This is a genomic window from Mycobacterium sp. 1482292.6, assembly GCF_001672995.1.
Taxonomy (GTDB): Bacteria; Actinomycetota; Actinomycetes; order Mycobacteriales; family Mycobacteriaceae; genus Mycobacterium; species Mycobacterium europaeum_A.
Genome location: NZ_LZKV01000021.1, coordinates 23,256 through 43,750, shown reverse-complemented (window position 1 = coordinate 43,750; position 20,495 = coordinate 23,256). Strand labels below are relative to the sequence as shown.

Annotated in this window: 13 protein-coding genes and 1 tRNA gene; 12 read left to right on the top strand and 2 right to left on the bottom strand. The window is 67.2% G+C overall.

Going from position 1 to position 20,495, the window contains the following annotated elements; genetic code table 11:
* Nucleotides 1-255 precede the first annotated feature (255 nt).
* Entirely contained in the window at nt 256-546 is a 291-nt protein-coding gene (locus A5624_RS01310) for a hypothetical protein (protein WP_156748723.1), read from the top strand.
* A gap of 168 nt (nt 547-714) precedes the next feature.
* Here A5624_RS01310 and A5624_RS01305 read toward each other — a convergent pair whose 3' ends face one another.
* Nucleotides 715-1,398 (bottom strand): cutinase family protein, encoded by a 684-nt coding sequence (locus tag A5624_RS01305; protein ID WP_066860291.1) that lies wholly within the window; start codon nt 1,396-1,398, stop codon nt 715-717.
* 710 nt (nt 1,399-2,108) lie between these two features.
* Between A5624_RS01305 and A5624_RS01300 the strand changes: the two genes are divergently transcribed.
* Nucleotides 2,109-2,417, top strand: coding sequence for a hypothetical protein (locus A5624_RS01300; protein WP_066860288.1), 309 nt, complete (start codon nt 2,109-2,111; stop codon nt 2,415-2,417).
* A 234-nt stretch (nt 2,418-2,651) separates the two neighbouring features.
* Here the strand turns inward: A5624_RS01300 and A5624_RS01295 are convergent.
* Nucleotides 2,652-2,725, bottom strand: a tRNA-Arg gene (locus A5624_RS01295).
* A gap of 187 nt (nt 2,726-2,912) precedes the next feature.
* Here A5624_RS01295 and A5624_RS01290 point away from each other — a divergent pair.
* The 10 genes from A5624_RS01290 to A5624_RS01245 all read left to right on the top strand — a co-directional run bounded on the left by A5624_RS01290 (nt 2,913) and on the right by A5624_RS01245 (nt 20,418).
* A complete protein-coding gene (locus A5624_RS01290; RefSeq protein ID WP_066860283.1) occupies nt 2,913-4,160 on the top strand; it encodes an alpha/beta hydrolase in 1,248 nt (415 codons plus the stop codon).
* A 159-nt stretch (nt 4,161-4,319) separates the two neighbouring features.
* Entirely contained in the window at nt 4,320-5,789 is a 1,470-nt protein-coding gene (locus tag A5624_RS01285) for a wax ester/triacylglycerol synthase family O-acyltransferase (protein WP_156748721.1), read from the top strand.
* Nucleotides 5,786-7,630 carry an HAD-IB family hydrolase/lysophospholipid acyltransferase family protein gene (locus A5624_RS01280; RefSeq protein ID WP_066860275.1) on the top strand — a complete coding sequence of 615 codons (1,845 nt, stop codon included), beginning with the start codon at nt 5,786-5,788 and terminating at the stop codon, nt 7,628-7,630. Before A5624_RS01285 ends, A5624_RS01280 begins: the two co-directional genes overlap by 4 nt.
* Complete coding sequence (locus tag A5624_RS01275; RefSeq protein WP_066860272.1) at nt 7,627-9,981, top strand: glycerol-3-phosphate 1-O-acyltransferase; 2,355 nt, start codon at nt 7,627-7,629, stop codon at nt 9,979-9,981. The genes A5624_RS01280 and A5624_RS01275 overlap by 4 nt, the downstream gene beginning before the upstream one ends.
* Before the next feature lie 30 nt (nt 9,982-10,011).
* Entirely contained in the window at nt 10,012-12,066 is a 2,055-nt protein-coding gene (locus A5624_RS01270; protein ID WP_066860269.1) for a cytochrome c oxidase assembly protein, read from the top strand.
* A 119-nt stretch (nt 12,067-12,185) separates the two neighbouring features.
* A complete protein-coding gene (locus A5624_RS01265; protein WP_066860266.1) occupies nt 12,186-12,665 on the top strand; it encodes a single-stranded DNA-binding protein in 480 nt (159 codons plus the stop codon).
* A gap of 78 nt (nt 12,666-12,743) precedes the next feature.
* Complete coding sequence (ettA, locus tag A5624_RS01260; protein WP_066860374.1) at nt 12,744-14,420, top strand: energy-dependent translational throttle protein EttA; 1,677 nt, start codon at nt 12,744-12,746, stop codon at nt 14,418-14,420.
* A gap of 78 nt (nt 14,421-14,498) precedes the next feature.
* The gene (locus tag A5624_RS01255) at nt 14,499-19,349 is read left to right on the top strand and encodes an NAD-glutamate dehydrogenase (protein WP_066860262.1); all 4,851 of its coding nucleotides are present in this window, start codon (nt 14,499-14,501) and stop codon (nt 19,347-19,349) included.
* The gene (locus A5624_RS01250; RefSeq protein ID WP_066860259.1) at nt 19,346-19,759 is read left to right on the top strand and encodes a thioesterase family protein; all 414 of its coding nucleotides are present in this window, start codon (nt 19,346-19,348) and stop codon (nt 19,757-19,759) included. Before A5624_RS01255 ends, A5624_RS01250 begins: the two co-directional genes overlap by 4 nt.
* Nucleotides 19,747-20,418 (top strand): hypothetical protein, encoded by a 672-nt coding sequence (locus A5624_RS01245; RefSeq protein ID WP_066860256.1) that lies wholly within the window; start codon nt 19,747-19,749, stop codon nt 20,416-20,418. Before A5624_RS01250 ends, A5624_RS01245 begins: the two co-directional genes overlap by 13 nt.
* Nucleotides 20,419-20,495: the final 77 nt, after the last annotated feature.

Below are 20,495 nucleotides of genomic sequence, written 5' to 3'. Positions count from 1 at the left end.
TCTGCGTCCCGGCGGTCACTTCGGCCCCGGAGGCACCATCCGGTGACCATAAGGTGATTCCCGAATCCGATAGCGCATGCGCTATCGCTTTCGGCGATCGCGACCAATGATCGAGCCCGGCGGCGGTTGACCGGCTGGACTCGCCACGCGCACTCCGCGGCCAAGGATGCGTAGAGGATCCGCCAAGCGCCGGCGCCCAAGCTCATGTCAGCTCGAACGAGCAATCCCCATCGGCATCGACGCAAGGAGCACCTCATGCGGACCGCGAGCTCCAGGACCATGCGCTACAGGGCGCCTGCCTACCGGGCGTACGCGAGGACGCGCGATCGCCGACTCGGGTACGTGCGGCTGATGCTGGTCTCCGTCGCGACGGCCGGATTGATCGGCCTGGGGGTCGGTGTTGCCAGCCTCGATCGACCGCTGGCCGGCCGGCCCTGTCCGGTTCCGAATGTCACCACGCATGACGCCGCCGGCCTCACCTGGTCGTGCGACCCGGCGTCGCCCGGACATCACGAGGCGGTGTGGCAGTATGCGCCCACGTCGTAGCCTCGATAGCACCTGGGGCGCAACGGATTTCGTTGCCAGCGCCCGCCGGTTGGAGATGCGCCTCGGCAAAGACCAACGAGCGCCACCATTAGCGCAGCTCTCACGTCCGGCAAGTCGCTCGCGACCGTGCGGCACGCGCCGGTCACCATGGTGACCAGTTGGGCGACCTCAGAGCTTTCCGGCCACGAAAGTGGCTGCCTGGGTTGGCATTCCGGATCCTTGGTAGGACAGATCCGCCGCCGAGAACAACTCGTCGTGTGACGGCAGTGCCAGCGGGCCGCCCGGAGTGCATACCGGATCGCCGGGCGCGCACAAGTCAATGGCCTTCGCCCCGTACCACGGGCTGACCACGCTCACCGGCGCCCCCAGATACCTGGCCGACGGATTTCCGAAGAGGGCCAGGGCGGCAACATGGTCGGCCTCGTCGGCCGTCAATATCTGAGGGATCAAGCCCGCGATCGGCGCCTGGGCGATGGTGATCAGATCTATCACCATCGCGCCCTGCGAATAGCCTCCGAGCACCAGTTTGGTGTTAGGACAGTTCGCCACCATGGACTGAACGTGGGCGTGCGCGTCGCCGGCGCCCGCCGACGCCGACGGTGCGAAATCCCCATCCGCGGGGTAGTTGACGGGATACACCCCGAGCGACCGGCCCCGGACCTGGGAGCGCAGCGAGTCCATGAACGCCTGTCCGACCCCGCCGACACCGGGTGGCTCGGCGGTGCCGCGGGCGAACGTGACCTCGATGTCCGGACAGGGCGAGGCGGACGCGGAGATCGGCGGACACAACGGCGACGAGCAAGCCGTCAGCACCGTGGCGGCCAGTACACGCGCTGATCGGCGTGCGTTCACGCACCAATGCTGACATATCGGGGCCGGAAAGGCACGGTCCGATCAGGGCCCAGCTAACGCGGGACATATGCCCGGACCGGCGTGCCGGCCGGCAAACTCGCGTGCCCCAGGCAATTCTTGGCCGACGGCTTAAGCGCTCACCGATTGGTCTATGCCGCAATGTTTCTCACGCTGCAAACGATCAGCGGCGATGTCCGCAATCCTCGCGATGATTCGGAGAGCTTCCTCGACAGTCGGGGAGCGTGCCGACCGCCCAACGGACCTGGCCTGAGGTCCGGCCGAGTTATTTCTCCGCCATTGCCGGCATTGCGCCGTTGCGTTTGCAACCAGCGCAATACTCCTCATCCTGGTTCTGCGTTTCGTGTATGGAATTGCATTCAGGACATTCTTGAATGTATTTATGATTCGGATTCAAGCAAGCAGCCATAAGCTGTTGTTTTTGCCTGAATATGCTTGCTGAACTCTTATTGACCCTAGCCAACATCCTCGATAATTTCCCTGCTCAACGATGCAAATGGCCGACTCTTGTGGTCAGCTATCCGCGTTTGCCAATATCAATCACTGTTCCCAGCCGCGGCCGGTTGAAACCCCGGGTGAGGGTGCAACCTGCGCGCACCCGCGGAAATGGAGTAGCCGCCTACTCTAGACGGCTCACTTCGACGCGCCGGAGACTATTAACGTTCTCTTCCCATCTAGCGAAAGGTCCAGCCATGGCCATCGTCGCTACTACGATCGTCCATCCGAACCCTGGGGTCTCCTGGGACGACATTCAGAAGCAGCTGAAGCGAGCGACCGGGCTTGCCCGCAAACATGGCGCGGAGAACGTCACCGCGCTGGTCAACATGATCGGAGGTCAGGGCACCAACGCCATCGGCTTGATGTCGACTACCCAGGACTGGGCCACATATGGCCAGGTCCAGCAGAGCCTCAATGCTGACCCGGACTTCCAAAGCCTCCTCGTCGACGCGGCCCAAATGGCCACGTGGGAGAACTACGTCAGTCAGACGATCGAGGTCTAGCACCACGACCAGTTGATTTAGGTGATCGATCACCGTCGGTGGGGCGTTCGGTGTCTCACTTGCCGGCCCGCCGCCAATCGGTTAGGTAGTCAGCAGGACTGATTTCCCAGCCGGTAGGCGCCCGGTCTGCGACTGGACATCGTCGCCCCACCGACCGGGCGGCGCGCGGACCCAGCCGTCGGTGGACCTGCGGCGCCGCGGCGGGCAATAACCGAAGTCACACACGAATCTCGGTGCCCCCGGCACGACTCGAACGTGCGACCTAGGGATTAGAAGGCCCTTGCTCTATCCACCTGAGCTACGGAGGCAATGTGCAGGTCAGTCTATCCAACCGCACCTGCCGACCCGATTCCCCGCCGCCACGCGCGCGAAAACCCTTACCGCGCCGCGTTTATCGGTTATCGTTGGGACCCTCGACACACGGACAACATCGGCCGGTCATGGGCCGTTAACCGCAACGAGGCGTGTGCATAACGTTCCAGAGGTGACGTTGCAATGAGCGTGGCCAGCAAGCAGACCTCGCCCTGTTCGTGGGCGGGGGCCCAGGTGGCACGGCTGGCAGCCGAAGCCCGGGATGTCTACCAACTCGGTAACCTGGTGCTGCGCGGTGGGCCGTTCGCGCTGGGCTGCTTCGCCGGCTGGCTTTTGACGGAGTTTCCTCCGCACGTGGTGACCGGCCACGCGCTGTCCCGCGTCTCGCATCCGTCCGTCGGCCGGGTAGGCACGACGCTGGCCGCCCAGCGGGCTGATCGAACCCTCACCGCCGCGCTCGACGAGTCCTTCGGCCCCGAGTTTCGCGAACAGGTATGTCATCCCGCCGCCGTCGGCGCGTTGTGCGCCCCGCGCGGTCGACTGCTCGGCAGGCCCGGGCCGCACCGCCGGTATGCGTCGCAGACGTCCGACATCTCCTACGGTCCGAGCCCGCGCGACAACCTGCTGGACATCTGGCGGCGCGACGACTTGGCGCCAGGCTGCCGCGCACCCGTGCTGATCCAGGTGCCGGGCGGGGCATGGGCGCTCAACGGCCGGCGTCCGCAGGCCTACACGCTGATGAGCCGAATGGTCCAACTCGGCTGGATCTGCGTCTCGATCGACTACAGCAAGAGCCCGCGCGCCACCTTCCCCGCACACCTCATCGACGTCAAAAGGGCGATCGCGTGGGTCCGGGAGAACATCGCCGACTACGGCGGCGACCCCGATTTCATCGCGATCACCGGCGGCTCGGCGGGCGGGCACCTGGCCTCCCTCGCGGCGCTGACGCCGAACGACCCCGCCTTCCAGCCCGGTTTCGAAGAGGCCGACACCAGCGTGCAAGCGGTAGCGCCCTACTACGGCGTCTACGACTTCACCGACTTCGACAACATGCACCCACTGATGCTGCCGTTCCTCGAACAGTTCGTGATGAAGGCCCGCTACGCCGAGGCGCCCGAGCGCTTCACGGCGGCATCACCCGTCTCCTACGTGCACGCCGACGCGCCGCCCTTCTTCGTGTTGCACGGCCAGAAGGACGAGTTGGTGCCCAGCGGCCAGGCTCGCGCTTTCTGCGCGGCGTTGCGCGCGGCCGGGGCTGCCACGGTGGCGCACGCCGAACTCGGCAACGCCCACCACGCTTTCGACATCACGCCGACGGTCCGATCGCGGCTGGCCGCTGACGCCGTCGCCGATTTCCTCGGTGTCGTGTACGGACGGCGCGTCAGCTCCCTGCTGGATTCGCTGCCGCTGTCGGCCACTTCGGCCAGCTGAGGGTCGGCCGGAGGCCAGCTGAATCGGCGGCCCGGTGCTCGCCGCTCCTTTCACCAGCGTGGTAACCCGACTAGCGTTGGGTAGACCATTCGGGTCGGTGGTCCTAAAGGCAGGAGGCTTGAGCGACGGTGACAACGTTGGCGCGTCGAGCTGATGACCATGACTGAATCCGTCGAGGCGATCAAGTTGTCCGACGAACTCGGGCCGGTCGACTACCTACTGCACAGGGGAGAGGCAAACCCCCGCACCCGGTCCGGGATCATGGCCTTGGAGCTGCTGGACACCACGCCGGAATGGGAACAGTTCCGGAACCGATTCGAAAGCGCGTCCCGACGGGTGCTGCGGTTGCGCCAAAAGGTCGTCGTGCCGACCCTGCCGACGGCGTCGCCGCGCTGGGTGGTCGATCCCGACTTCAACCTGGATTTTCACGTGCGCCGGGTGCGTGTTTCCGAACCGGGCACGCTGCGTGAGGTATTCGATCTGGCCGACCTCATCCTGCAGTCGCCGATGGACATTTCGCGACCGTTGTGGACGGCCACCCTCGTCGAGGGCCTGGCCGACGGCAAGGCCGCAACGCTGCTGCATGTCAGCCACGCCGTCACCGACGGCGTGGGCGGTGTGCAGATGTTCGCCGAAATCTATGACCTCGAGCGCGATCCGCCGGCCAAGCCGACGCTGCCGCTGCCCGTGCCGCAGGACCTGACGTCCAATGACCTGATGCGCCAGGGCATTAACCACCTGCCGTTCGCCGTGGTCGGCGGCGTCATGAGCGCGCTGTCCGGGGCGGTGTCGGCGGCCGGGCGGGCGGTCCTGGAACCGACGGCGACCGTCTCGGGGATCGTCGGGTACGCCATGTCGGGCATGCGGGTGCTCAACCGGGCCGCCGAGCCGTCGCCGCTGCTGCGGCGGCGCAGCCTGGCCACCCGCAGCGAGGCGATCGACATCCCGCTCGCGGACCTGCACAAGGCCGCGAAAGCCGGCGGCGGGTCGATCAACGATGCCTACCTTGCCGGGTTGTGCGGTGCCCTGCGCCGCTACCACGAGGCGTTCGGCGTGCCGATCAGCACGCTGCCGATGGCGGTGCCGGTCAACCTGCGGGCCGAAGCGGATACGGCCGGCGGTAACCGGTTCACGGGCGTCAACCTGGCGGCGCCGATCGGCACCGTGGACCCCGTCTCCCGGATGAAAAAGATTCGCGCCCAGATGACGCAGCGCCGCGACGAGCCCGCCATGAACATCATCGGCTCGCTGGCGCCGGTGCTCAGCGTCCTGCCGACCGCGGTGCTCGAAGGCATCACCGGGTCGGTGATCGGCTCCGACGTGCAGGCCAGCAACGTCCCGGTCTATCCCGGCGACACCTACATCGCCGGAGCAAAAGTGTTGCGGCAGTACGGTATCGGTCCGCTGCCCGGGGTGGCGATGATGGTGGTGCTGATCTCGCGGGGCGGGTGGTGCACCATCACCGTGCGCTACGACCGGGCCGCGGTGCGAAACGAGGCGTTGTTCGCCCAATGCCTGCTGGAGGGTTTCGACGAGATCCTGGCGCTGGGAGGCGACCCGCCACCGCAGGCGGTGCCCGCCTCGTTCACCGAGTCGGCGGTGTCCACTCGATCGGTGGCCGGCTCATGAGCAACTCAAAGCAGCAGGGGGACAAGGACGAAACGGCCGGAGCGGACCTGCGGCTGCCCGGCTCGGTGGCCGAGATCATGGCCAGCCCCGAAGGACCGAAGATCGGCGCGTTCTTCGACTTGGACGGCACGCTGGTCGCCGGATTCACCGCGGTCATCCTGACCCAGGAGCGGCTGCTGCGCCGCGACATGGGAGTGAGTGAACTGCTCGGTATGGTGCAGGCCGGCTTGAGCCACACCCTCGGTCGTATCGAGTTCGAGGACCTCATCGGCAAGGCCGCCAAGGCGCTCACCGGGCGACTGCTCGACGACCTGGAAGAGATCGGCGAGCGAATGTTCGTCCAGCGCATCGAATCCCGGATCTACCCGGAGATGCGTGAGCTGGTCCGCGCCCACATGGCCCGCGGCCACACCGTGGTGCTCAGTTCGTCGGCGCTGACCATCCAGGTCAATCCCGTCGCGCGGTTCCTCGGCATCCCCAACATGCTCACCAACAAGTTCGAGACCACCGAGGACGGCTTGCTCACCGGGTCCGTCCAGAAGCCGATCCTCTGGGGTCCCGGCAAAGCCGCTGCGGTACAACGCTTTGCCGCCGAGCACGGCATCGATCTCAAGGACAGTTACTTCTACGCCGACGGTGACGAGGACGTCGCCCTGATGTATCTGGTCGGCAATCCCCGGCCGACGAATCCCGAAGGGAAAATGGCGGCGGTGGCCAAGCGCCGCGGTTGGCCCATCCTGAGATTCAGCAGCCGAGGTCCGGTGGGTCTGCGCCGGCAGGTGCGTACCCTTGCCGGACTGGGCTCGATTGTCCCCGTCGGCGCGGGCGCAGTGGCAATGGGCGTACTGACCGGTAGCCGGCGGCGGGGCGCCAATTTCTTTACTTCCATTTTTTCCCAAACCGTGCTGGCGACCACGGGAGTGCACCTCAATGTCGTCGGGAGAGAGAATCTGACCGCGCAACGTCCGGCCGTTTTCATCTACAACCACCGCAATCAGGTGGATCCGGTGATCGCGGGTGCGCTGGTCAACGACAACTGGGTTGCCGTGGCCAAGAAGGAACTACAGAAGAATCCGATCATGGCCCTGCTCGGCAAAGCGTTGGACGGGGTTTTCATCGACCGAGACGATTCGGCCTCCGCGCTGGAGACGATGCGCATTGTCGAGGAGCGGGCCAAGAACGGACTTTCCATTGTGATGGCGCCGGAGGGCACCCGGCTGGACACCAACGAGGTCGGCCCCTTCAAAAAGGGTCCATTTCGTCTCGCGATGGCCGCCGGCATCCCGATCGTTCCGATCGTGATTCGCAACGCCGAGCTGGTCGCCGCCCGGAACTCGACCGTCATCAACCCGGGCACCGTCGACGTCGCGGTCTTCCCGCCGATCTCGGTGCAGGACTGGACGCTTGACACGCTGCCGGCCCGCATCGCCGAAGTGCGCCAGCTCTACCTGGATACGCTCGCCAACTGGCCCGTCGACGAACTGCCCGAGGTCGACCTGTACGCAGAGAAGAAGGCGGCCGAGAAGGCACAGAGCCGGACCGCCAAGGCACCCGCGAGGAAGGCACCCGCCAAGAAGGCACCCGCCGAGAACGCGCCGGCGAAGAAGGCACCTGCCAAGAAGGCACCCGTCAAGAAGGCGCCGGCCAAGAAGGCACCCGCCAAGAAAGCACCCGCAAAGAAGGCGCCGGCGAAGAAGGCCGCGTCGAAAGCCAAGGCACCCAAGGCGACTCCGCATGAATCCGAGGCCGCCCTCAAAGACGGCGAGGCGCAACGGCCCGCGACCAAGGCGGCGCCCGGCAACGCCGAGTCACCGGAATCGCCGCACCGAGGGCATCCGTGACCGAACCGGCCGCGGATACCAGCGCCATCCTTGCCGGGACTGACTCGCTGATATTGGCGTCAATGACCTCGCTGGTCGAGATGGATCTGGTGACGGCGTGGATGGAGCAGCAACGCGCCGGGCACCCGGGCGCGAATTTCGACCTGGTCAAGCTGCCGGCGCTCGATGCCCCACCGGACGTGATGACGGCGCTGGCCGAACAGCTCGAATCCAGGGAAGACCGTTGCATCGTGCCGGTGCGGGTGTTCTGGCTGCCGGAGCCGGATCGCGGTCGGGTCGCCAAGCTGGCCGGTCTGCTGCCCGGCCGGGATCCCTATCACCCCAGCCAGCGCCAGCAAGAACGGATCGTGCGCACCGCGCCCCAGCGGGCACGGGTGGTGGCCGGCGAAGCCGCGACGGTCGCCGAGCTGCGCCGCCAATGGCGCGACACCACTGTCGGAGACGACCGGTACGACTTCGCCCAATTCGTGATCCGCCGTGCCATCTTGGCGATGGAACGCGTCGAGTACCGGATACTCGGACCGCAGTACAAGTCGCCGCGGCTGGTGAAACCGGAAATCCTGGCCTCCAACCGGTTTCGCGGCGGCCTGGCGAAGATTCCCGGCGCCACCGTCGAGGAAGCCGGAAAGATGCTCGACGAACTCGCTACCGGCTGGAGCCGGGCATCGGTCGACCTCGTCGGGGTTCTCGGCAGGATGATCAGCCGCGGGTTCGACCCCGAGATCGACTACGACGAGTATCAGGTCGCGGCGATGCGGGTCGGCCTGGAAGCCCACCCGGCGGTGTTGTTGTTTTCGCACCGGTCCTACATCGACGGCGCGGTGGTGCCGGTCGCCATGCAGGACAACCGATTACCGCCGGTGCACGTGTTCGCCGGTATCAACTTGTCGTTCGGTGCCATGGGCCCGCTGCTGCGACGTTCCGGGGTCATCTTCATCCGCCGCAACATCGGTAACGACCAGCTCTACAAGTACGTGCTGCGCGAATACGTCGGCTACATCGTCGAAAAGCGGTTCAACCTGAGCTGGTCCATCGAGGGCACCCGCTCGCGCACCGGCAAGATGTTGCCGCCCAAGCTGGGGTTGCTGGCCTATGTCGCCGACGCCTACCTCGATGGCCGCAGCGAAGACATTCTGCTGCAACCGGTCTCGATCAGCTTCGACCAGCTGCACGAGACCGCGGAGTACGCCGCCTACGCCCGCGGCGGCGAGAAGACACCCGAAGGTGTGGGCTGGCTGTACAACTTCATCCGGGCGCAGGGTGAACGCAACTACGGCAAGATCTACGTCCGTTTCCCGGAAGCCGTGTCGATGCGCCACTACCTGGGCGCGCCGCACGGCCCGCTGGCCCAGGATCCGGACGCCAAACGCCTTGCGCTGCAGAAGATGTCATTCGAGGTCGCCTGGCGGATACTGCAGGCGACGCCGGTGACGGCGACGGGTCTGGTATGCGCGCTGCTGCTGACCACGCGCGGGGCGGCGCTGACCCTCGGCCAGTTGCACCACACCCTGCAGGATTCGCTGGATTACCTGGAACGCAAACACAATCCGATGTCCACCAGCGCGTTGCGGCTGCGCACGCAAGACGGGGTACGCGCGGCGGTCGACGCGCTGTCCAACGGACACCCCATCACCCGGGTCGACGGCGGCCGGGAACCGGTGTGGCGCATCGCGCCCGAAGAACAGCACGCCGCGGCCTTCTACCGCAACTCGGTGATCCACGCCTTTTTAGAGACCTCGATCGTCGAGCTCGCCCTGGCGCACGCCCGCCACGCCGACGGCGACCGCATGGCCGCGTTCTGGGCCCAGGCGATGCGGCTGCGCGATCTACTGAAGTTCGACTTCTATTTCGCCGACTCGGCGACGTTCCGGGACAACATCGCCGAAGAGATGGCCTGGCACGACAATTGGGAAGCCCACGTCGCGGCCGGGGGCGACGAGATCGACGCGCTGTTGTTCGCCAAGCGTCCGTTGATGGCGGACGCGATGTTGCGGGTGTTCTTCGAGGCCTACGAGATCGTCGCCGATGTGTTGCGGGACGCGCCTGCGGACATCGGGCACAAGGAACTGACCGACTTGGCGTTGGGCGTCGGGCGACAGTACGTGGCGCAGACCCGGATCCGCAGCAGCGAATCGGTCTCGACGCTGCTGTTCGCCACCGCGCGCCAGGTCGTCGAGGATCAGGACCTGATCGCGGCCGCGCCCGACCTGGCCGAAAGGCGTCGTGCCTTCCTGCATGAGCTGCGCGCCATCCTGCACGACCTCGACTACGCCGGGCGGATCGCGCGCGATCAGTTCGTGGCCCGCGAGGCCAAGGCCCGCCAGGACCTTCTGGCCAGCCAGCCTCGGTAGCCGGTCGGGGCCGCCCCATACCCTGGACGTATGACCGTCGCCCCGCTGGCTGGCAGGGCCTCGACCGAGGCCTTCGCCCAGCGCCGCACGCTGGTGTGGCCGGTGCTGGCCGGGGTGGCCGTGCTGGCGGGCTGCACCGCCGCCGGCATCGGGGCCCTCTCGCTGGCCAGCTCGCTGACGGTGACGGGCCTGCCCGACCCGGGTCCGGTGACCACGCTGGGGTTGCCGTTCGTGCGGGCGGCGGGCGAGATCGGCGCGGTGCTCGCGGTCGGCTCGTTCCTGTTCGCCGCGTTCCTGGTACCGCCGCAGCGGAACGGCGTCCTCGACGCCGACGGCTACCGGGCGCTGCGGCTGGGGACGGTGGCGTCGGGGGTGTGGGCGGTATGCGCCGCCCTGCTGGTCCCGTTGACCATCTCCGATGTGTCCGGCCATGCCGTCGCCGACATTCCCGCGGCGCGGATGTGGTCGCTGGCGGGCCTGATCACCAACGCCTCGGCCTGGCGCTGGACCGCGATCCTGGCCGCGGTGATCACGGTGGCGAGCCTCTCGGTGCTGCGCTGGTCGTGGACGCCGGTGCTGGTCGCCGCGTCGGTGGCGACGCTGATTCCCCTTGGCCTGACCGGTCATTCGTCCGCCGGGGGTTCGCACGACCTGGCCACCAACGGCCTGCTGATCCACCTGGTCGCCGCCAGCCTGTGGGCCGGTGGCCTGCTCGCCCTGCTTGCGCATGCCCTGCGGGGCGGTGGTCACCTCGGGCTGGCCGCCAGGCGTTTCTCGATGATCGCGTTGTGGTGTTGGGTGGCGATGGCGGTGAGCGGTCTGGTCAACGCGCTGGTCCGCGTGCAGCCCTCGGACCTGCTGAGCACCGACTATGGGCGGTTGGTCACCGCGAAGTTCATCGCGCTGTGCTTCCTGGGGGTGCTGGGGTGGCGTCAGCGACGCGTGAGTGTGGCTGCGCTGCAAGCGGATCCGAGCCACGGGCGTGGCGCGCTGCTGCGGCTGACGTTGATCGAGGCCGCCATTTTCGGCCTGACCTTCGGCATCGCCGTCGGGCTGGGCCGCACCCCGCCGCCGCCACCCCCGGCCCGGTTGCCGTCGATCCCCGAAGCCGAGATCGGCTACGACTTCGACGGACCGCCCACCGTGGCGCGCATCCTGTTCGACTGGCGCTTCGACCTGATCTTCGGTTCGGCGGCAGTCGTCTTCGCCGCACTCTACGTGGCCGCGCTGTTGCGGCTGCGCCGCCGCGGCGACAAGTGGCCGCCGGGCCGGACCTTTTCCTGGCTGCTCGGTTGCGCGGTGTTGCTGTTCGCGACGTCGTCAGGCGTCGGCCGCTACATGCCGGCGATGTTCAGCATGCACATGGTGGTCCACATGTGCCTGTCGATGCTGATCCCGATCCTGCTGGTGCTCGGCGCGCCGGTCACCCTGGCGTTGCGGGCGCTGCCCGCCGCCGGCCGTGACGATCCGCCTGGCATGCGGGAATGGCTGCTGGCCGCGCTGCACAGCCGCTTCTCCCGGTTCCTCACCAATCCCGTGGTGGCCACCGTGCTGTTCGTCGCCGGGTTTTACGGGCTGTACCTGTCGAACCTCTTCGACGTCACCGCGAGCAGCCACGCCGGGCACCTGGCGATGAACGTGCACTTCCTGGTGAGCGGCTACCTGTTCTACTGGGTGGTGATCGGGGTGGACCCGACGCCGCGACCGATCCCGCCGCTGGCCAAGGTGGCGGTGGTCTTCGCCTCCCTGCCGCTGCACGCCTTCTTCGGGGTGGTGCTGATGGGCACCAAGAAGGTCCTCGGCGCCGACTACTACCGCTCGCTCGATCTGAGCTGGCACACCGACCTGCTGGGCGATCAGCGGCTGGGTGGGGGCATCGCCTGGGCGGCGGGGGAGTTTCCCCTGGTGATCGTGATGCTCGCGCTGCTCATTCAGTGGGCGCGCAGTGATCGTCGCACCGCCAAGCGGTTGGACCGGGCCGCCGAACGCGACGACGACGCCGAGCTGATGGCCTACAACGCGATGCTGGCCCAACTGGCGCGGGGCGAGCGGGCCCAGCGGTCCGGCCCGGCCGATCCCGACTGATCCACAGTCCCGGTTTCTTCCACAGCGGCGGCCCGTCTCCGGGTCGTTCCGGCGGCGTTCGTCGGTGGCGCCGCGCCTACTGGCAGCCATAGCCAATGCAAACGAGAAGGGATCAGCCCATGTTCGAAACGTCGCTCACCGTCGTCGGTCACATCGTCAACAACCCCGAACGCCGTCAGGTCGGCAACCAGGAGGTCATCAAGTTTCGCGTCGCCAGCAATTCCCGGCGGCGCACCGCCGACGGCGGCTGGGAGCCCGGCAACTCGCTCTTCATCAACGTCAACTGCTGGGGCAAGTTGGTCACCGGCGTGGGTGCCGCGTTGGGCAAGGGTGCGCCGGTGATCGTGGTGGGCCACGTGTACACCAGCGAGTACGAGGACCGTGACGGCAACCGTCGGTCGTCGCTGGAGATGCGCGCGACCGCGGTCGGGCCCGATGTGTCCCGCGCGATTGTGCGCATCGAGCGCCCGGGCTACACCGGTCCGACCGCCACCGAGGCCGCCGCACCGCCTGCGGATGCGTCCGACGCCGCTGGTGAGGACGCCGGCACCGAGGACACCGAGTCCGCCGACACCGGTCCGCTGCCGCTGACCGCTTAGCGGCGGCGGTCGCGCCGCCGGACGATGCCTAGGATGGTCCGCGAGATCACTTCGCAACCAGAAAGGCACAACCGCGGCATGGCTGAGTTCATCTACACGATGAAAAAGGTCCGCAAGGCGCACGGCGACAAGGTGATCCTGGACGACGTCACACTGAGCTTCTATCCAGGCGCCAAGATCGGTGTCGTCGGGCCCAACGGCGCCGGCAAGTCGAGCGTCTTGCGGATCATGGCGGGCCTGGACAAGCCGAACAACGGCGACGCCTTCCTGGCCAACGACGCAACCGTCGGCATCCTGCTGCAGGAGCCGCCGCTGAACGAGGACAAGACCGTCCGCGGCAACGTCGAAGAAGGCCTGGGCGAGATCAAGGTCAAGCTCGACCGTTTCAACGAGGTCGCCGAGCTGATGGCCACCGACTACTCCGATGAGTTGATGGAAGAGATGGGCCGGCTGCAGGAGGAGCTCGACCACGCCGACGCGTGGGACCTCGACTCGCAGCTGGAGCAGGCCATGGACGCGCTGCGCTGCCCGCCGCCGGACGAGCCGGTGACCAACCTGTCCGGTGGCGAGCGGCGCCGCGTCGCGCTGTGCAAGCTGCTGCTGTCCAAGCCCGACCTGCTGCTTCTCGACGAGCCGACCAACCACCTGGACGCCGAAAGCGTGCAGTGGCTCGAGCAGCACCTCGCGTCCTACGCGGGGGCGATCCTGGCGGTGACCCACGACCGGTACTTCCTGGACAACGTCGCCGAATGGATCCTCGAACTCGACCGCGGCCGCGCCTACCCCTACGAGGGCAACTACTCCACCTACCTGGAGAAGAAGGCCGAGCGGATCGCCGTGCAGGGCCGCAAGGACGCCAAGCTGCAAAAGCGGTTGGCCGAGGAGCTGGCGTGGGTGCGCTCCGGGGCCAAGGCGCGCCAGGCCAAGAGCAAGGCCCGGCTGCAGCGCTACGAGGAGATGGCCGCCGAGGCCGAGAAGACGCGCAAGCTCGACTTCGAGGAGATCCAGATCCCGGTCGGTCCGCGGCTGGGCAACGTGGTGGTCGAGGTCGACCACCTCGACAAGGGCTACGACGGCCGCACCCTCATCAAGGACCTGTCCTTCACCCTGCCGCGCAACGGCATCGTCGGCGTCATCGGCCCGAACGGGGTCGGGAAGACCACGTTGTTCAAGACCATCGTCGGCCTCGAGCAGCCGGACAGCGGCACGGTCAAGGTCGGCGAGACCGTCAAGCTCAGCTACGTCGACCAGACCCGCGCCGGAATCGATCCCAAAAAGAACGTGTGGGAAGTCGTCTCCGACGGGCTGGACCACATCGTGGTCGGCCAGACCGAGGTGCCGTCGCGGGCCTACGTGTCGGCGTTCGGATTCAAGGGACCGGATCAGCAGAAGCCGGCGGGGGTGCTCTCCGGTGGCGAGCGCAACCGGCTCAACCTGGCGCTGACGCTCAAGCAGGGCGGGAACCTGATCCTGCTCGACGAGCCCACCAACGACCTCGACGTCGAAACCCTGAGCTCGCTGGAGAACGCCCTCGAGCAGTTCCCCGGCTGCGCCGTGGTGATCTCGCACGACCGGTGGTTCCTGGACCGCACCTGCACACACATCCTGGCCTGGGAGGGCGACGACGACAACGAGGCCAAGTGGTTCTGGTTCGAGGGCAACTTCGGGGCATACGAGGAGAACAAGATCGAACGCCTCGGCGCCGATGCGGCACGGCCGCACAGAGTGACCCACCGCAAGCTGACGCGCGACTAGTGTCAGCTCTGCCCCGCACCGCCACCCAGCGGGGCGACCGAGCGCACTGACCACCGTCGCCAGTTGGGAGCTATCGGCATGACGATCGATCCCGAAGCCAGACACGATCTCGAGCCGTGGACGACCTTCACCCAGCAGCGAGACATTCCCGAGTGGATCTCGAGGGCCTACGTAGAGAGCTATCGCGGTCCGCATAGCGACGAGTCGGGCGGCGCGGAAACCAGGCCCATCGACCTGACCGTGCCGGCGGCGATCGTGACCCCGGCCATGCTGAGCGCCCACTATCGCCTCGGCCTGCACCGGCCCGCCGGCGAAAGCCGCGTCGCGGTGTACCCGGCCGACGACCCCGCCGGGTTCGGGCCCGCGCTGCAGGTGGTCACCGACCACGGCGGCATGCTGATGGATTCGGTCACCGTGTTGCTGCACCGGCTCGGCGTCCCGTACACGGCGATCATGACGCCGGTGTTCGACGTGCTGCGCAGCCCGGAGGGCGAGCTGCTGCGTGTGCAGGCGAAAGCCGAGGGCGCATCGCAATACGAGGGTGAGGCGTGGATCCACGTGCAGCTGTTGCCGTCGGTCGACAGCAAGGGGCTCACCGAGGTCGAGCGGCTGCTGCCCAAGGTGCTCGCCGACGTGCAACAGGTCGCCAGCGACGCCTCGACCCTGATCGCCGCCCTGGACGACCTGGCCGCGCAGGTGGAAACCAATGCCGACGGCCACTTCTCGGCCCCCGACCGCGACGACGTCGCGGCGCTGTTGCGCTGGCTGGGCAACGGCAACTTCCTCCTGCTCGGCTACCAGCGCTGCCACGTGCACGACGGCCAGGTCTCCGGCGACGGGTCACCCGGCCTGGGCGTCCTGCGGACCCGCACCGGCTCGCGCCCCCGGCTGACCGACGAGGACCGGCTGCTGGTCCTGGCGCAATCCGTGGTGGGCAGCTACCTGCGCTACGGCGCCTACCCGTATGCCATCGCGGTCCGCGAATACGTCGATGGCGCCGTGATCGAGCATCGCTTCGTCGGGTTGTTCACGGTGGCCGCCATGAACGCCGACGTCCTGGAGATCCCGACGATTTCGCGCCGGGTCCGTGAGGCGCTGGCCATGGCCGACAACGACCCGATCCACCCGGGCCAGCTACTGCTCGACGTCATCCAGACCGTTCCCCGTTCGGAGCTGTTCACGCTGAGCGCCGAACGGCTGCTGGCGATGGCCAAAGCGGTGGTGGACCTGGGCCCGCAACGAAACGCGTTGCTGTTCCTGCGTGCCGACCGGCTGCAGTACTTCGTTTCCTGCCTGGTGTATCTGCCGCGTGACCGCTACACCACGGCGGTGCGCCTGCAGATCGAGGACATCCTGGTGCATGAATTCGGCGGCACCAGGCTGGAATTCACCGCCCGGGTCAGCGAATCACCTTGGGCCCTCATGCATTTCATGGTCCGGCTGCCGTCCGAAGGCCCCGACGCCACGCCGGTCGACGTCTCCGAAGACAACCGGATCCGCATCCAGGCGCTGCTGAGCGAAGCCGCGCGGACCTGGGCCGACCGGCTCATCACCGCCGCCGCCGAAGGTTCGGTGGGCCATGCCGACGCCGAGTACTACGCGGCCGCCTTCTCCGAGGTCTACAAGCAGGCCGTCACCCCGGCCGACGCGATCGATCACATCGCCATCATCAATGCGCTGCAAGACAACTCGGTCAAGCTGGTCTTCACCGAGAACGAGGACGGGTCCGCCCAGCTCACCTGGTTCCTGGGCGGACGCACCGCCTCGCTGAGCCAGCTACTGCCCATGCTGCAGAGCATGGGCGTGGTGGTGCTCGAGGAGCGGCCGTTCACCGTCGAGCGGTCCGACGGGCTGCCGGTGTGGATCTATCAGTTCAAGATCTCACCGCACCCAACCGTCCGGCTGGCCTCGACGCAAGCCGAGCGCGACGCGATGGCCGAGCGGTTCGCCGACGCGGTCACCGCGATCTGGCAGGGCCGCCTCGAGATCGACCGGTTCAACGAGCTGGTGATGCGTGCCGGCCTTCGCTGGCAGCAGGTCGTCTTATTGCGGGCCTACGCAAAGTACCTGCGGCAGGCCAACTTCCCCTACAGCCAGTCCTACATCGAGTCGGTGCTCAACGAGCACCCCTCGACCGCGCGATCGCTGGTAGCGCTGTTCGAGGCGTTGTTCGACCCCAGCCCCGAGCCGTCGTCGTCCCGCGATGCGCAGGCGGCCGCCGCGGCGGTCGCCGCCGACATCGACGCGCTGGTAAGCCTGGACACCGACCGCATCCTGCGTGCCTTCGCGTCGCTGGTGCAGGCCACGTTGCGCACGAATTACTTTGTTACACGCGAAGGTTCGGCCCGGGCGCGCAATGTGTTAGCGATCAAGCTGGACGCCCAGCTGGTCGACGAGCTGCCGCTGCCCCGCCCGAAATACGAGATCTTCGTCTACTCGCCCCGGGTCGAGGGCGTGCACCTGCGGTTCGGCCCGGTGGCCCGCGGCGGCCTGCGCTGGTCGGACCGTCGAGACGACTTCCGCACCGAGATCCTGGGCCTGGTCAAGGCGCAGGCGGTCAAGAACGCCGTCATCGTGCCCGTCGGCGCCAAGGGCGGATTCGTCCTCAAGCGGCCACCGCTGCCCACCGGCGACGCCGCCGCCGACCGCGACGCCAACCGCGCCGAGGGCGTCGCCTGCTATCAGCTGTTCATCTCCGGCCTGCTCGACGTCACCGACAACGTCGACCATGCGACCGGAAAGGTGAACCCGCCACCCGAAGTCATCCGGCGCGACGGCGATGACGCGTACCTGGTGGTCGCGGCCGACAAGGGCACCGCGACCTTCTCCGACATCGCCAACGATGTCGCCAAGTCCTACGGGTTCTGGTTGGGCGACGCGTTCGCGTCCGGTGGATCGGTCGGTTACGACCACAAGGCCATGGGCATCACCGCCAAGGGCGCGTGGGAGGCCGTCAAACGGCACTTCCGGGAGATGGACATCGACACGCAGGCGCAGGATTTCACCGTGGTGGGAATCGGCGACATGAGCGGCGACGTCTTCGGCAACGGCATGCTGCTGAGCAAGCACATCCGGCTGCTCGCCGCCTTCGACCACCGGCACATCTTCTTGGATCCCGATCCCGATGCCGCGGCTTCCTGGGAGGAACGCCAGCGGATGTTCGACCTGCCGCGCTCCAGCTGGGAGGATTACGACACGTCGTTGATCAGCGAGGGCGGCGGGGTGTACAGCCGTGAGCAGAAGGCGATTCCGGTCAGCCCCCAGGTTCGCGAGGCGTTGGGCATCGACGGCTCGGAGGATGGGGTCACCGAGATGACACCACCCAATCTGATCAAGGCGATCCTGCAGGCGCCGGTCGATCTGCTGTTCAACGGCGGGATCGGTACCTACATCAAGGCGGAGTCCGAGTCCGACGCCGACGTCGGCGATCGCGCCAACGATCCGGTGCGGGTCAACGGAAACCAGGTGCGCGCCAAAGTGATCGGCGAAGGCGGCAACCTCGGGGTGACGGCGTTGGGCCGGGTGGAGTTCGATCTGGCGGGTGGCCGGATCAACACCGATGCCATGGACAACTCGGCCGGCGTGGACTGCTCGGACCACGAGGTCAACATCAAGATCCTGATCGATGCCCTGGTGACCGCGGGCAAGGTCAAGCCGGAAGAGCGCAAGCCGCTGCTGGAATCGATGACCGACGAGGTCGCGCAGCTGGTGCTCACCGACAACGAGGAACAGAACGACCTGATCGGCACCAGCCGCGCCAACGCGGCCAGCCTGCTTCCCGTGCACGCCAGGCTGATCCAGTACCTGGTGGACGAGCGCGGCATCCACCGCGAGCTGGAAGCGCTGCCCACGGAGAAGGAGATCGGGCGCCGCGCCGAGGCCGGCATCGGGCTCACCTCACCGGAGCTGTGCACCTTGATGGCGCACGTGAAGCTGGGCCTCAAGGAGGAGATGCTCCAAACCGAGCTGACCGAACAGGACGTCTTCGCGTCCCGGCTGCCGCTGTACTTCCCAAAGCCGTTGCGGGAACGGTTCACTGCGGAGATTCGCACGCATCAGCTGCGCCGCGAGATCGTCACCACCATGCTGATCAACGACCTGGTGGACGCCGCGGGGATCAGCTACGCGTTCCGGATCACCGAAGACGTCGGCGTCGGGTCGGTCGACGCGGTGCGCACCTACGTCGCCACCGACGCGATCTTCGGCGTGGGGGAGATCTGGCGGCGCATCCGCGCGGCGAATTTGCCGGTCGCACTGTCGGATCGGCTCACGCTGGACACCAGGCGGCTGATCGACCGTGCCGGGCGGTGGCTGCTCAACTACCGTCCGCAGCCGCTGGCGGTCGGGGCCGAGATCAACCGGTTCGCCGCCAAGGTCCAGGCGCTGACGCCGCGCATGTCGGAGTGGCTGCGCGGTGACGACAAGGCGATCGTGGAGTCCGAAGCCGCCGAATTCGCCTCGCAGGGCGCGCCGGAAGACCTGGCCTACATGGTGGCCGCCGGCCTCTACCGCTTCAGCCTGCTCGACATCATCGACATCGGTGACATCAACGACATCGACGCCGCCGAGGTCGCGGACACCTATTTCGCGCTCATGGACCGGCTGGGCACCGACAGGCTGTTGACGGCGGTATCCGAACTGCCGCGGCGAGACCGCTGGCACTCCTTGGCGCGGTTGGCGATTCGTGACGACATCTATGCTTCGTTGCGGTCGCTGTGCTTCGATGTGCTCGCCGTGGGCGAGCCGGACGAAAGTGGTGAAGAGAAGATCGCCGAGTGGGAACACCTGAGTGCCTCCCGGGTCGAGCGGGCCCGCCGAACACTCATCGAGATCCAGGAAAGCGGAAACAAGGATCTCGCGACGCTGTCCGTCGCCGCCCGACAAATACGTCGCATGACCCGCACCAGTGGAAGAGGATCATCAAGTTGAGCTTCGGCTTCGTCGCGCCCGTGCCAGTGCGCTGGTCGGACATCGACATGTATCAGCACATCAACCACGCCACCATGGTCACCATCCTCGAAGAGGCGCGCGTCCAGTTCCTGCGCGAAGCGTTCGAGGTGGACATCATGACCATCGGTTTGCTCATCGCCGAGGTCAAGGTGACCTACAAAGGCCAGCTGCGGCTGATCGATTCACCGCTGCAGGTGACGATGTGGACCAAGCGGCTGCGGGCCGTCGACTTCACGCTGGGCTATGAGGTGCGATCGGTCTCCGCGGACCCGGGGTCGAAGCCCGCCGTCATCGCCGAGACACAACTGGCCGCCGTCCACATCGAGGAGGAGCGCCTGGTGCGACTCTCGCCACAGCATCGGGAGTATCTACAACGGTGGATCAGGTAGCCGACCGCGGACTTTGGCTGGGTGCCGATGCCAGGGCCGCACACCGCAAGGATCTGGCCGCGTTCGTCGACCGCGCCCTGCGACTCGATGACGCCGCGATCATCCGATTCCGGACCCGGTCGCCGGGTCTGCTGACCGCCTGGGTCGCAACGGGTTTCGACGTGCTGGCGAGCCGGGTAGTGGTCGGCGAGGTGCGGCCCGCCGATCTGTCGGTGGGCGCCGACGCGCTGGCGCGTGGCCTGTCCGCGATGGACGACTCGGGGCATGTCGATCCGGGCTTCGCGATGGATTCGGCGTGGCGGGGTGCGTTGCCGCCGGAATCCGGCTTCACCCACCTCGAGGACATCCCGGCCCGGGTGATGCTCGACCTCGCGCAACGCGGAGCCCAACTTGCCAAGGAGCACAGCAGTTCTCACGGGCCGCCGGTGTCGCTGCTCGACCAGGAGGTCATTCAGGTCAGCTCGGCCGACGTTCAGGTCGGGCTGCCGATGCGCTGCGTGTTCGCGCTGACCGCGATGGGTTTTCTGCCGCAGTCGCCTGATGCGGTGGGCGCCGACGAATTGATCCGGGTCCGGATACTGCCGACGTGGTTGCGCCTCGACGCCCGGTTCGGTTCGGTGTATCGCCGCCGCGGCGATCCCGCGCTGCTGCTGGGCTGACGCGCCCGGTCGCGGGCGACGTCGCAAACGGATCAGGCTGAGTTTAAAGCCGCCGCGGGCCGGGACCGTCCGCGAAG

Coding starts and splice junctions, on each gene's coding strand:
- ettA (WP_066860374.1), top strand. CDS start 12,744: ATGGCTGAGTTCATCTACACGATGAAAAAGGTCCGCAAGGCGCACGGC.
- A5624_RS01310 (WP_156748723.1), top strand. CDS start 256: ATGCGGACCGCGAGCTCCAGGACCATGCGCTACAGGGCGCCTGCCTAC.
- A5624_RS01285 (WP_156748721.1), top strand. CDS start 4,320: ATGACTGAATCCGTCGAGGCGATCAAGTTGTCCGACGAACTCGGGCCG.
- A5624_RS01290 (WP_066860283.1), top strand. CDS start 2,913: ATGAGCGTGGCCAGCAAGCAGACCTCGCCCTGTTCGTGGGCGGGGGCC.
- A5624_RS01300 (WP_066860288.1), top strand. CDS start 2,109: ATGGCCATCGTCGCTACTACGATCGTCCATCCGAACCCTGGGGTCTCC.
- A5624_RS01270 (WP_066860269.1), top strand. CDS start 10,012: ATGACCGTCGCCCCGCTGGCTGGCAGGGCCTCGACCGAGGCCTTCGCC.
- A5624_RS01280 (WP_066860275.1), top strand. CDS start 5,786: ATGAGCAACTCAAAGCAGCAGGGGGACAAGGACGAAACGGCCGGAGCG.
- A5624_RS01265 (WP_066860266.1), top strand. CDS start 12,186: ATGTTCGAAACGTCGCTCACCGTCGTCGGTCACATCGTCAACAACCCC.
- A5624_RS01255 (WP_066860262.1), top strand. CDS start 14,499: ATGACGATCGATCCCGAAGCCAGACACGATCTCGAGCCGTGGACGACC.